The sequence below is a fragment of the Lysobacter antibioticus HS124 genome (assembly GCF_000336385.2).
GTDB lineage: Bacteria > Pseudomonadota > Gammaproteobacteria > Xanthomonadales > Xanthomonadaceae > Lysobacter > Lysobacter firmicutimachus.
This window is the reverse complement of record NZ_HG424513.1, coordinates 16236-29240: the sequence shown is the minus strand read 5'-3', so window position 1 is coordinate 29240 and position 13005 is coordinate 16236. Positions and strand designations below refer to the sequence as shown.

The 13005-nt window shown below is 68.6% G+C and carries 11 protein-coding genes and 1 tRNA gene; 4 read left to right on the top strand and 8 right to left on the bottom strand.

What is annotated here, in order from left to right:
- Positions 1–106: 106 nt before the first annotated feature.
- From TX83_RS12925 to grxD, 6 genes are all read right to left on the bottom strand, one after another.
- Positions 107–183: transfer RNA gene (locus TX83_RS12925), tRNA-Asn, on the bottom strand.
- Positions 184–273: 90 nt separating this feature from the next.
- Positions 274–1656, bottom strand: a complete 1383-nt coding sequence (ppnN, locus tag TX83_RS12920) for a nucleotide 5'-monophosphate nucleosidase PpnN (protein ID WP_064748367.1) — start codon at positions 1654–1656, stop codon at positions 274–276.
- Between the two features lie 206 nt (positions 1657–1862).
- A complete protein-coding gene (locus TX83_RS12915; RefSeq protein ID WP_064748366.1) occupies positions 1863–5093 on the bottom strand; it encodes a TonB-dependent receptor in 3231 nt (1076 codons plus the stop codon).
- Between the two features lie 424 nt (positions 5094–5517).
- Complete coding sequence (locus TX83_RS12910) at positions 5518–6114, bottom strand: YhgN family NAAT transporter (protein WP_064748365.1); 597 nt, start codon at positions 6112–6114, stop codon at positions 5518–5520.
- A complete protein-coding gene (locus TX83_RS12905; protein WP_064748364.1) occupies positions 6111–6857 on the bottom strand; it encodes an SDR family NAD(P)-dependent oxidoreductase in 747 nt (248 codons plus the stop codon). Before TX83_RS12905 ends, TX83_RS12910 begins: the two co-directional genes overlap by 4 nt.
- Positions 6854–7174: a Grx4 family monothiol glutaredoxin gene (grxD, locus tag TX83_RS12900; RefSeq protein ID WP_064748363.1), complete on the bottom strand. Its 321-nt coding sequence runs from the start codon at positions 7172–7174 to the stop codon at positions 6854–6856. Before grxD ends, TX83_RS12905 begins: the two co-directional genes overlap by 4 nt.
- 189 nt (positions 7175–7363) lie before the next feature.
- On the opposite strand from grxD, the gene TX83_RS12895 reads away from it, so the two are divergent.
- Together TX83_RS12895 and TX83_RS12890 are read left to right on the top strand one after the other, a co-directional pair.
- On the top strand, positions 7364–7942 hold the full coding sequence (locus tag TX83_RS12895) for a superoxide dismutase (protein WP_064748362.1): 579 nt from the start codon (positions 7364–7366) through the stop codon (positions 7940–7942).
- A 140-nt stretch (positions 7943–8082) separates the two neighbouring features.
- On the top strand, positions 8083–10008 hold the full coding sequence (locus TX83_RS12890; RefSeq protein ID WP_064748361.1) for an esterase/lipase family protein: 1926 nt from the start codon (positions 8083–8085) through the stop codon (positions 10006–10008).
- 102 nt (positions 10009–10110) lie between these two features.
- Here the strand turns inward: TX83_RS12890 and TX83_RS12885 are convergent, their stop codons facing one another.
- Both TX83_RS12885 and purE read right to left on the bottom strand, forming a co-directional pair.
- Positions 10111–11250, bottom strand: coding sequence for a 5-(carboxyamino)imidazole ribonucleotide synthase (locus TX83_RS12885; RefSeq protein ID WP_064748360.1), 1140 nt, complete (start codon positions 11248–11250; stop codon positions 10111–10113).
- The gene (purE, locus tag TX83_RS12880; protein ID WP_064748359.1) at positions 11247–11771 is read right to left on the bottom strand and encodes a 5-(carboxyamino)imidazole ribonucleotide mutase; all 525 of its coding nucleotides are present in this window, start codon (positions 11769–11771) and stop codon (positions 11247–11249) included. Before purE ends, TX83_RS12885 begins: the two co-directional genes overlap by 4 nt.
- Positions 11772–11835: 64 nt before the next feature.
- On the opposite strand from purE, the gene TX83_RS12875 reads away from it, so the two are divergent.
- Positions 11836–12105, top strand: a complete 270-nt coding sequence (locus tag TX83_RS12875; protein WP_064748358.1) for a Trm112 family protein — start codon at positions 11836–11838, stop codon at positions 12103–12105.
- On the top strand, positions 12102–12980 hold the full coding sequence (gene nadC, locus TX83_RS12870; RefSeq protein ID WP_064748357.1) for a carboxylating nicotinate-nucleotide diphosphorylase: 879 nt from the start codon (positions 12102–12104) through the stop codon (positions 12978–12980). Before TX83_RS12875 ends, nadC begins: the two co-directional genes overlap by 4 nt.
- Positions 12981–13005: the final 25 nt, after the last annotated feature.

Here is a 13005-nt window from a genome sequence, read left to right as displayed (position 1 = left end):
TGCCCGGCACGAACGAAACCGTCCTCCCACCAAACCAATCCCCAATCCCCAATCCCCAATCCCAAAAAGAAAAAAGCCCCGCATCGCTGCGAGGCTTTTTTGAATATGGCGCCCGAAGTTGGACTCGAACCAACGACCCCCTGATTAACAGTCAAGTGCTCTAACCGGCTGAGCTATTCGGGCGGGGCTGCATATGATGCTTATTGAACGGCCCGGCGTCAACACTCGAGTGAGAAACGAAGCGCCGACGCCGGAGCCCGGCATGATACCCGTTCAGGTGACCACGCGATAGCAGGGGCGGTACTCGCCGGCGATCTTCATCCGCCGCTGTTCGACGAAGGCCCGCAGCAGCGCATCCAGCGACTGCATCATGTCCGGATCGCCGTGGATTTCGAACGGGCCGAACTCCTCGATCCGGCGCATGCCGTCTTCCTTGACATTACCGGCGACGATGCCGGAAAACGCCCGGCGCAGGTCGGCGGCCAGCTCGTGCGGCTTGCGGCCGTGGTGCAGGTCCAGCGCGGCCATGGCCTCGTGGGTCGGCACGAACGGCTTCTGGAACTCCAGCGGGATGTCGACCGACCAGTTGAAGAAGAACGAGTCCTTCTGCTCGATGCGGTACTCGCGCACCCGGCGGATGCCGCTGCTCATGCGCTTGGCCACCTGCTCCGGGTCGCCGACGATGATTTCGTAGCGCGAGGTCGCCGCCTCGCCCAGGGTCAGGCGCAGGAACTTGTCGATCTGCTCGAAATACGGCGCCGACGCGGTCGGGCCGGTCAGGATCAACGGGAACGGCAGTTCGGCGTTCTCCTCGCGCAGCAGGATGCCGAGCAGGTACAGGATTTCCTCGGCGGTGCCGACGCCGCCCGGGAACACGATGATGCCGTGGCCCATGCGGACGAAGGCCTCCAGGCGCTTCTCGATGTCCGGCATGATCACCAGGTGGTTGACGATCGGGTTCGGCGACTCGGCGGCGATGATGCCCGGCTCGGTGATGCCGATGTAACGCATGTTGCGGCGGCGCTGCTTGGCGTGGGCGATCGTCGCGCCCTTCATCGGCCCCTTCATCGCGCCCGGGCCGCAGCCGGTGCAGATGTCCAGGCCGCGCAGGCCCAGCTCGTAGCCGACCTGCTTGGTGTAGATGTACTCGTCGCGCGAGATGGAGTGGCCGCCCCAGCAGACCACCAGGTTGGGGTCGGCCGGGTGCAGGATGCGGGCGTTGCGCAGCAGGCCGAACACCGAGTCGGTGAGGCCGTCGCTGCTGCCCAGGTCGCGGCCGCCGCCCTTGCCGAGCTCGATCGCGGTATAGGCCAGGTCGCGGACCACCGCGAACAGCAGCTCGGCGACGCCGCGGATGATCTCGCCGTCGACGAAGGCCATGGCCGGGGCGTGGCGCAGGTCGATGCGCACGCCGCGGTCCTGCTGGTGGACCTCGATGTCGAAGTCGGGGTAGAGCTCGCGCGCGGCGCGCGGGTCGTCGGAAGCGCTGCCGCTGGTCAGCACGGCCAGGGCGCAGCGGCGCAGCAGGTCGTGCATGCCGGTGGACGCGTCGCGCAGGCGCGCGACCTCGTCGCGGGACAGGACGTCGAGTCCGCCCTTGGGGTAGATGCGGGCGTTGACCGTCGGCAGGACGGCCGTGGCGGGGGTTGCGGTCATTGCGTTTTTCTCTGCGTTTTCATCGATTAGTGGGAAAGGACTCTAGCAGCTTGTCCGCGGGACTGCGGAGGCCGCGCCCCCGGCCGGACCGGTCCGCGGCCGTGCCGCCCCACCCTGCCCGGCCGCGAAATCGGCGGCCCCATAAAAAAGAAAACGGCCGGGGCATCGCCCCGGCCGTTCTCGGTTTTCGCCAGATACCGCAAGAATCAGAAGCGGTAGTGGAAGCTCAGCTGAGCCGCCCAGCGCGAGATGCCCTTCTCGTCGTAGATCTGCTCCGGATCCGGCTTGGTGAAGCGGTAGACGTACTTGCCGGTCGCCGGGTCCACGCCGCCGTAGTCGACGATGCCGCGCATGCCCGGGAAGGCGACTTCTTCGACCCGGCCCCAATCCTTGTTCAGCAGGTTGCCGACGTTGAGGATGTCGAGCGCGAGCTCGGCCTTGTGGCCTTCCCAGAAGCCCGGGAATTCCTGGGCGATGTGCAGGTCGAACTGGTTGACCCACTTGCCGCGGACGGCATTGCGCTGGGCCACCTGGCCGGCATGGCTGCGCATGTACTCGTCGTTGTTGAAGAACTCCCAGAACGCCGCCTCTTCGGCCGCGTTGCGGAACAGCACGTCGCCCGGGCCCTTGGGGATGTACAGCAGGTCGTTGAAGCGGCCGTCGCCGTTGGCGTCGTTGTCGAAGGCGTAGCTGTACGGACGGCCCGAGCGGCCTTCGTAGAACAGCGACACGGTGGTCTTGTTGTCGCCGAAGAACGCGTGCTTCCAGTTGATCGCCGCGGTGAAGCGGTCGCGGATCTCGTAGCTGGAGCGGGCGGCGACTTCTTCGTTGGCCTGGAACACGGCGACGTTGCCGAGCTGCGAGCTCGAGGTCGAGCTGGTCAGCGGGCTGACTTCGTCGGCGTGGGTGTAGGTGTAGGCGACGCTCCACGACCAGTCGCTGTTGTTGAACGGCTTGCTCAGCGACAGGGTGAACTGCTGGCTTTCGCCCTTGCTGGTCTGACGGGCGATGATCGCGTCGTTATAGGCGGTCGCGCGGCGGGCGCGGGCGTTGGTGCGGCTGTTGGTGCACGACGAACCGTTGAGGCCGGTTTCGCGCAGGCAGGCCACGCCTTCGGCGTTCCAGCTGGTCGCGGCCAGGCCGTTGGCGTCCCAGTAGATGTTGCGGCCGTCCTGGCCGGTCTTGGTCGCCGCACCGAGGTTGAGCTGCTGGTAGTACAGGGCGTCGTTGACCGAGGTCACGACGGTTTCGGCGCTGGCGACGATGCCGTACCACGGCAGCTCGGTTTCGAACGCCAGGTTGGCCTTCCACACCGACGGCAGGTTCAGGTCCTTCTCGATGAAGTCCACCGACTGGGTCGCGCCGGCGGCGCCGCCGGCGGCGTTGACCAGGCCGAGCTGCGCATCCGGGTTCGGGCTGAAGCCGTTGATGCCGTTGGTGAACACGTAGTCGGTGTAGGACAGGCCGTTGTTCGAGTACGGGTTGGCCAGCCACACGGTCGGAGTGCCGCCGCGGAACAGGCCGATGCCGCCGCGCAGCTGGGTCGGGCGCTCGCTGTCGAAGGTGTAATTGAAGCCGAAGCGCGGCGCCCACATGTCGGTGCCGTCGATGTTGTTGTCGTTGCGCACGCCGAACAGCGCCGAAGCGGCCGGGTTGAACGTCGGCTTGTCGTCGACCATGGCGCGGTCGTAGCGGATGCCGAAGGTCAGGCTCAGCTTGTCGTTGACCGCCCAGGTGTCCTGCACGAACAGGCCGAGGTTCTTCTGGGTGAACTCGGCGGCCATGTTGTCGAGCTGGCCGCCGGCCGGGTAGAACAGCTGGTAGCGGCTGGAACGGCCGGCGCGGTAGTCGGCCGGGCTGTTGAAGGTGTAGACGCCGTTGACGCGGCGGCCGAACAGGTTGTAGACCTCGTTCGACTCGTAGTCGGCGCCGAACTTGACGGTGTGGTCGCCCAGGAACAGGTTGCCGGCGAAGAACGCGTTCCAGGTCTTGGTCTCGAGGACGTTGGCGTGGGTGTTCTCTTCGGTGCCCAGGTTCAGGGTGTTGCTGCCGAAGCGGACCGCGATCGCCGGCAGGTCGAAGCGCGGGCTGCGCACGGCCGAGTAGTCGCGGTAGGAGACCTTGGCTTCGGTCGAGAACACGTCGGTCCAGTCGCTGAACAGCTGCGCGGTGTAGGTCTTGAACTCGAAGTCGTTGATGTAGTGGTACGAGTTCAACGCCAGCGAGTTGGTGCCGAAGCCCTGCAGGAACGCGGTGCTCTGCTCGCTCTTGGCGTAGCGGAAGTTGGCGCGGTGCTGGTCGTTGATGTTCCAGTCGAACTTGATGCCGTATTCCTCGCTCTTGGTGTCCAGCGAGGGCAGGCTCAGGTCGCCCGGATCGAAGCCGTAGACGCTCTTCGAGGTGTTGATGACGTCGTCGATCTGCGCCTGGGTGATATTGACGATGTTGTTGGCGCCCGAGCCCGGAGGACCGAAGCTGGAGTTGCCGGTGAAGACTTCCTTGCCGGTGTACTTCTCGTAGTTGACGAAGAAGAACAGCTTGTCCTTGACCAGCGGGCCGCCGAAGGTGCCGCCGTAGGTCGACTCGCTGTCGAACAACTGCGGACGCACGTCGTTCTGGTTCTTGCCCGACCAGTCGTTGTCGCGGTACACGCCGTACAGCGAGCCGTGGAATTCGTTGGTGCCCGACTTGGTCACGGCGTTGATCACGCCGCCGGTGCCGCCGGAGATGGTCACGTCGTAGTTGGCGACGTCGACCGAGACTTCGTCGACCACGTCCATCGAGAACGGCTGGCGCGGCGTCGGCAGGCCGTTGCCGCCGAGGCCGAACGAGTCGTTGGTGCTGATGCCGTCGACGCGGATCACGTTGTAGCGCGGGTTCTGGCCGCCGACCGAGATCTCGTTGCGGGACTTGTCGGTCAGCACGACGCGCGGGTCGAGGCGGACGAAGTCCTGCAGGTTGCGGTTGATGGTCGGCATCGACTCCAGCTGTTCGCGGGTGATGGTCGAACCGGCGCCCATCTTGGTCGAGGAGAACACTTCCGAACCGCCCGCGGCGATCGCCTGCACGGCGTCGAGGGTGGTGACCGAATTGTTCAGCGCGACGTCGACTTCGTTGACCTTGTCGAGGTTGAGGTAGACGCCGTCCTGGCTCGCAGTGCCCGCGCCTTCCTTGTTGATGACGACCGTGTACGGACCGCCGACGCGCAGACCGCGTGCGTTGTAGCGACCGTCGGCACCGGTGACGGCGCGGCTGACCGTGCCCGACTCGGTGTGGGTGATGGTCACTTCGGCGCCGGTGACGGGCTGGCCGTCGGCACCGAGGACGCGACCGGCGATGCCGGCGGAGGTGCTCTGCGCGAATACCGGCGCAGTGGCGAGGACGGCGAGCAGACCAAGCGTGAGCTTGGACGTGCGGACGCGGTTGCGATGGGTCATTACTATGGCCTCGGTACGTGGAATGCGTGGCGGAGTTTCGGGCCGGCGCGGCTTTGCGCCGCAGGCCGGGCCCTGAGGTTCTTCTGGCTAGCCCCTACCCGGGCGGCGGCACAGTACGTCGCCGTCGGGTTAACAGCAGTTTAACAGGCTAGGAGGGGAGTGTGACAGGGACGTGACGCAGTTCATGCCTTGTCACACGGTGACCGCGGTCAAAGCTGAACCGGCAAGTGCCGCAAAGTTCGGGGAAAAACCGCAAATCCGGGCAAAGAAACCAGTCGCGGCGGGGACTTAGCACCGCGCCGCGGACCGCCCCCTGGAGCCGCCCAGCGGCCGGGAGCGGTCAGCGCGCCACGTTGGAATGGGCCGAGAGAGCCACCGAATCGCGCGCACTGCCGGGCCTCGCCCGCGCATCCGCCCCGCCGCCTCAGGGCGGCGAGATCTGCAGATAGGTGCCGAGCCCGTCGAGGAACATCTGCACCGAGATCGCCACCAGCAGCATGCCCATCAGGCGTTCGATCGCGATCAGGGCGCGGCGGCCCAGCAGCTTGTACAGCAAGGTGGCCGAGAACAGGATCGCCGCGGTCGCGCCCCAGGCGATCATCAGCGCCAGGCTCCAGTCGCCCAGGCGCGAGGGGTCGTTGCTGCCCATCAGCATCACCGCGGCCATGCCCGAGGGGCCGGCCACCAGCGGAATCGCCATCGGCACGATGAAGGGCTCGCCGTCGGGCAGTTCGCCCATCAGCCCTTCCGGCGGCGGGAAGATCATGCGGATGCCGATCAGGAACAGGACGATGCCGCCAGCGATCGACACCGACTCCTGGCGCAGGTGCATCAGCTCCAGCGCGTACTTGCCGCCCCACAGGAACATCATCAGCACGGCCAGCGCGATCAGCAGCTCGCGCGCCAGGACGATGCGCTGGCGCTTGGGCGGCAGCCCGCGCAGCAGGCTGAGGAACACCGGGATGTTGCCCAGCGGGTCGAGGATGATGAAAAGCAGCAGCGCGGCCGAGGCGACGGTCATGGCGTCGGCGTCCAGATCCGGCCGCGGTGCGCGGCGCCGGCCGGCGACAGCAGGGTCACCGCCGCGGCCGCGTAGGCCGCCGGCTCGCGCGCGGCGCGGTCGCTCTCTTCCACGTAGGCGCGGGCGCGCAACGGCGTGCGCATCGGCCCGGGACGCAGGCCGGACACGCGCACCGGGGAGTTGCCGAGTTCGGCATGGAGCATGCCGACCAGCGCCGCCAATCCGTGCTGGGCGGCGCCGTAGCCGCCCCAATAGGCCTGGCCGACCCGCTGCGGGTCGTCGACGGCGAACACCAGCGCCGCATCCTCGGCCCGCGCCAGCAGCGGCAAGCAGGCCTGCGACAGCCACCAGGGCGCGGTCAGGTTCACGTGTACGGCGCGCGCGAACGCGGCCGGGTCGGTCTGCATCAAGGGCGTCAGGCCGGCGAAGTCGGCGGCGCAGTGCAGCACGCCGTCCAGCCGGCCGAGTTCGGCTTCGATCCGCGCCGCCATCTCGGCATAGTCGTCCGGCTGCGTGCCTTCCAGGTCCAGCGGATACAGCAGCGGCTCGGGGCCGAGCTTGGCCAGGGCGTCGTAGACGCGGTTCAACTTGGCCGGCTTGCGGCCGAGCAGGACCACGGTCGCGCCGGCCTGCGCGCAGGCGGCCGATGCGGCCGCGCCGAGACCGCCGGCGGCCCCGGTGACGAGCACGACCCGCCCGGCGAGGGCCGGCGCCGGCGCGGAGCTGGCAGCGCTGGAACTCACTGCGACTGGGTCTCGCTGATCATTCGCGCCAGTTCGCCCGACTCGTACAGCTCCAGGGTGATGTCGCAACCGCCGATCAGTTCGCCGTGGATGAACAATTGCGGGAAGGTCGGCCAGTTGGAGTAGCGCGGCAGATTGGCGCGGATCTCCGGATCCTCGAGCACATTGACCGTGTGCAGCGAGGTCGCGCCCGCGGCCTTGAGCGCCTGCACGGCGCGGCTGGAGAAGCCGCACATCGGGAACTGCGCGGTGCCCTTCATGAACAACACGATCGGATGGGCTTCGACTTCGGCCTGGATCCGTTCCATCACGGACATGGGTACTGCTCCTGCGAGGGCGGGTTGCCGACTTTGACGGTTCGGCAACCCGGCGTGGGGATAGAATATGAATTGTAAGCCTTCAAGGCGTCGCACAGGCGGCCGTCCGGGAACTCCATTGTCCCGGGACCGGAACGCCGGCCGCGGCGCCCCCCGCTAGCCAGCCCCCTCGACTCTTGGAGCCCGCCAATGGCCATCGAATTGCCTGCCCTGCCCTACGACCGCACCGCGCTGGAACCCACCATCTCGGCCGAGACCATCGACTTCCACTACGGCAAGCACCACAAGGCCTACGTCGACAATCTCAACAAGATGATCGAAGGCACCGAGTTCGCCTCGCTGTCGCTGGAAGAGATCATCAAGAAGTCGCAGGGCGGCATGTTCAACAACGCCGCCCAGATCTGGAACCACACCTTCTACTGGAACTGCCTCTCGCCCAAGGGCGGCGGCGAGCCGACCGGCAAGCTGGCCGAGCTGATCAACAAAGCCTTCGGCGATTTCGCCAAGTTCAAGGAAGAATTCACCAAGACCGCCATCGGCACCTTCGGTTCCGGCTGGGCCTGGCTGGTGCAGCGTCCGGACGGCTCGCTGGGCCTGGTCAGCACCCCGAACGCGGCCACCCCGCTGACCGGCGAAGACACCGCCCTGCTGACCTGCGACGTGTGGGAACACGCCTACTACATCGACTACCGCAACGCCCGCCCGAAGTACGTCGAGGCGTTCTGGAACCTGGTCAACTGGGACTTCGTCGCCGCCAACCTGAAGTAAGCGCGCGCGGTCCGCAGCATCGGGACGGCCGGGGCGACCCGGCCGTCTTTTTTTTTAGCGCCCACCCGCCGCCAGACCGGTTCCGCGCCGCCGTTGCGTTGCTGGATATGCACGCATCGCCGCCGCAGGAGCCCGGACGTATGAACAGCATCGGCCGCACGAGCTGCATCGGCCGCAGGGTCCGGACCGCCGCGCTGTCGCTGGCGCACCACGGCTTCGCCGCCGGCCCGGCCGCGGCGCTGGCCCTGGGACTGGCCGGCTGCCCCGGCCCCGAACCCGCGCCCGGCCCCGACGGGCAGACCCAGGCCGCCGAAGCGCCGGCCAACACCACCGATCCGCGCTGGATCCGCCAAGCCCAACCGCACGCCAAGATCGCGGTGGTGTTCGTCCACGGCATCTTCGGCGATACCCTCGGCACCTGGACCCACGCCAACGGCGCGCGCTTCTTCGACTTGCTCGGCAGCGCGCCCGGGGTCGGCGACAAAGTCGACACCTACGCGTTCGGTTTCACCTCGCGCATGTTCGGCCAGGGCTCGCAGGACATCCGCGAGGCCTCGCTCAAGCTGCACGAGTACCTGCAGTACCACGGCGTGACCGACTACGACACGGTGGTGTTCGTCGCCCACAGCATGGGCGGGCTGGTGGCGATGCGCGAGCTGATCTCGCATCCGGAGCTCAGCGCCAAGGTGCCGCTGCTGATGTTCTACGCCACGCCCCAGGAAGGCTCGGACATCACCCGCATCGCCAAATACGTGGTCCAGAACAACGCGATCCGGCAGATGCTGCCGGCCGACGGCAACGACTACCTCAAGCAGCTCAGCGACGACTGGACCGGGCTGAAGGCCGCCGGCCGGGCGCCGAAAGTGATCTGCGCCTACGAAACCGTGACCACCCACGGCCAGATGATCGTGAAATGGACCAGCGCCACCCGCTTCTGCGACGAAGCCCCACCCGGCATCGCCGGCGCCGACCACATCAGCATCGTCAAACCCGACCGACAGGAGCACGAGTCGGTGGTCAAACTGGTGAACGCCTTGCGCCGCTATGCGCTGCCGCGACTGGAGGCCTCGGCCTGGGACACGCCCGATTTCGTGCCCGAGGCCGACGGCTGGAGCTACGTGCTGCAGCGCGCCGACGACCTCAACCACGCCGGCCTGATCAACAAAAGCGCGACCAGCCAAAGCTATCGCATCGCCCTGCCGCAGAATTCCAAGCTGTGGATCTCGCCGGAAACCACGCCCAAATTGATTCCGGCCGGAGGTCGCGAGGACCTGCGCCTGTTCGTCTACGGCGTGCCGCAGGCGGAGTACCGCTTCACCCTGCAGCTGGCTTCGCTGCCCGAACGCACGGTGGTGGTGCGGATCCCGGACCTGGCCGCGGCGCAGACGGCCAAGACGCAGCGGCTGGAAGCCACCGCCGAGGCGATCAATGCCCGGATCGAATCGGCCGATGGCGGCGTCGCCTTCCAGGACCTGCCCGATCAGGCCAAGTGGCAGGCCGTGGCCGAGGCCGCGCAGGCCTCGATCGCCGCCGAACGCCCGGACCTGCCGGCCGGCGCGCGCTGGGTCGCCGCCGCCGACACCCTGTCCGAACTGGGCATGCTGGATTCTTCGGTGGCCGCCCTGCACACAGTCGAGCAACGCTACCCGGGCACGGCCAAGTCGATCGCGGTCAAGCAGGTCGCCGCGCAGATCTCGGCCCAGTCCGGCCGCGACGACGTGCCGGTGGCGCCGAAACTACAGCCGCAGCTGCAGCCGCGCGAACGCCCGGCCGGCACCGCGCCGCGGCCCGACACCGCTCCGCCTTCCGAATCGCGGCGCGACCCGGTGGTCGTCGCGCCGGCCGTGACCGCACCCGCCGTCGCCGCCACGCCGGCAGTGCGCGAGTTGTCGGTCAAGCTGCAGTCGATCCCGGCGACCCGACGCGAAGGCTTGTCGCTGCAAGGCGATGTGCTGAAGGCGCAAGGCGACACCGCCGGCGCAGCGCGCGCCTATTCCGAAGCCAAGTCGATCCGCGCCACGCCCCTGCTCGAGGCCAAGTTGCGGGGGGCTGGGAATGGGGATTAGGGATTAGGAAATCGTCGAAGCAAAAGCGCGTTTAACGGTGCCTGGCGCACGAGTGCGCAGCACCGCTCTGACCAATCCCCAATCCCTAATCCCGCCTTGGCCTCAGGCCAAGGCAAGAATCACCGGCTCGACCTGCGCCTGGCGACCGAGCGCGACACCGACCCGGCGCAGCGCCGCGGCCAGTTCGGCCGGGTCGTCGGCGCGCAAGGTGGCGTGGCCGACCTTGCGCCCGTCGCGCGCGGACTTGCCGTAGTCGTGCCAGTGCCCGCCGGCTTCGGCCAGCACCGGCGCGGCCTCGGGCATCGCGCCGATCCAGTTGAGCATGCAGGCGTGGCCGAGCATGCGGGTGTCGCCCAGCGGCAGCCCCAGCACCGCGCGCAGATGGTTCTGGAACTGCGAGGTCTCGCTGCCTTCGATGGTCCAGTGGCCGGAGTTGTGCACGCGCGGGGCGAGTTCGTTGGCCAGCAGCACGCCGTCGCGGCAGAACAGCTCCAACGCGAACACGCCGACGTAGTCCAGCGCCTGCGCCAGCTTGCGGGCGTGGGCGATCGCGGTCGCGGCCAGTTCGTCGTCGACCCGCGCCGGCGCCAGGCTGGCCGACAGCACGCCGTCGACGTGCCAGTTCTCGGTGATCGGCCAGGCGCGGAATTCGCCGTCGCGGCCGCGCACCGCGACCACCGACAGCTCGCGCTCGAAGCGCACGAAGCCTTCCAGTATCAAACCGACCTTGTCGGCTTGCGCGCCCAACGCGTCCCAGGCGGCGTCCAGGTCGGCCGGAGCCTTGATCCGGAACTGGCCCTTGCCGTCGTAGCCCAGGCGGCGGGTCTTGAGGATGCAGGGCGTGCCGATCCGCTCCACCGCCGCGGCGAGCTGCTCGCGGGTGTCGATCGGGGCGAAGTCCGGCACCGGAATGCCGAGTTCGCGGAACAGGGTTTTTTCGGCCAGGCGGTCCTGGGCCACGGCCAGCGCGCGCGGGCTCGGGAACACCGGCCGGCGCTCGGCCAGCCAATGCGCCGATTCGGCCGGGACGTTCTCGAAATCGAAGGTCGCCACATCGATCTTGGACGCGAACTCGTCCAGCGCCGGCTGGTCGGTGTAGTCGCCCACCACCATCGGCGCGAACTGGCCGGCGCAGGCGTCGGCGGTGTTGTCCAGGACCAGGAAACGCAGGCCCAGCGGCGCGCCCGACAGGGCCAGCATGCGGGCCAGTTGCCCGCCCCCGAGGATGCCGACGGTGGTCATCGGCGCGGGTCGTCGTTGGCCAGCACGTCGTCGGTCTGGCGAGCGCGGAACGCGCTCAGCGCCGCGCCGATCGCCGGATACTCGGCGGCCAGCAAGGCGGCCGCGAACAGGCCGGCGTTGGCCGCGCCGGCGTTGCCGATGGCGAAGGTCGCCACCGGAATGCCGGCCGGCATCTGCACGATCGACAGCAGCGAGTCCATGCCGTTGAGCGCCTTGGACTGCACCGGCACGCCGAGCACCGGCACCGCGGTCTTGGCCGCGAGCATGCCCGGCAGGTGGGCGGCGCCGCCAGCGCCGGCGATGATCGCGCGCAGGCCGCGCGCGGCGGCGGTGTCGGCGTAGTCGAACAACACGTCCGGAGTGCGATGGGCCGAGACCACCCGGACCTCGTGCGGGACGCCGAGCGCCTCCAGCTTGGCGGCGGCGTGCTGCATGGTCTCCCAGTCCGAGCGCGAGCCCATGACGATGCCGACCAGCGGCGGCGGAGCGGACGAGGGGGCGGAACTCTGGGCTGGGGACATGGGACGTGCCTTGGCGCAAAGACGTATTCTAACGCCCTGTCCCGTCGTACCGGCATCGCACCGTATGGATCGCAAATTGCTCGACCTGCTCGTTTGCCCCACCACCCGCCAGCCCCTGCTGCCCCTGGACAGCCGCGGCCTGCAGGCGTTGAACGCGGCGATCGCCGCCGGCGCGGTGGTCCGCGGCAGCGGCGACGCCCAGTCCCAGACCCTGCGCGAGGCCCTGGTCACCCGCGACCGCAAGATCGTCTACATCGTCGACGACGGCATCCCGCTGCTGGACGCGGAGAACGCCATCGCCGCGGCCCAGATCGACGGCCTGCCGGCCGCATGAACGCGCCCGAGCGCGACCTGACCCCGCCGCCGGCGGGCGAGATCGAGGCCGACGTCGCCGACGCCCTGGCCGAGGACCTCGGCCCGGGCGACGTCACCGCCTCGCTGCTGCCCGACGCCGCCGACAGCGCCTACCTGCTGTGCAAGGAAGACGCGGTGGTCTGCGGCCGGCCCTGGTTCGACGCCTGCCACCGCGCGCTCGACCCCGAGGTCGTGATCGACTGGCGCGTGGCCGAGGGCGACCGGGTCGCCAAGGGCACGGTGCTGGCGACCCTGCAGGGCCGCGCCCGCGCCCTGGTCAGCGCCGAGCGCGCCTCGCTGAACTTCCTCCAGACCCTGTCCGGCACCGCCACGGTCACCGCCCGCTACGTCGAGGCGGTGCGCGGCACCGGCACTCGCATCCTCGACACCCGCAAAACCCTGCCCGGCCTGCGCCTGGCGCAGAAGTACGCGGTCCGGGTCGGCGGCGGAGTCAACCACCGCATCGGCCTGTACGACGCCGTCATGCTCAAGGAAAACCACGTCCGCGCGGCCGGCTCGCTGACCGCGGCGATCCACGGCGCGCGCGACCGTTATCCGCAGCTGCCGCTGATCGTCGAGGTCGAGACTCTGGCGCAGCTGCGCGAAGCCCTGGACCAGGGCTGCGACCGGATCTTGATCGACGACTTCGACGCCGCGACCCGGCGCGAAGCCGTGCGCATCGCCCGCGCCGAGCCCTATGGCGGGCGGATCCCGCTGGAAGTCTCCGGCGGCGTGGACCTGGAAGGCCTGCGCGCGATCGCCGAGGACGGGGTCGACTGCATTTCGATCGGCGGCCTGACCAAGCATGTGCGCGCGATCGACCTTTCGCTGAAACTCGGTCCGCCGCCGGCCTGAGCCCCTTGGCTTTGCCCTTCGCCGC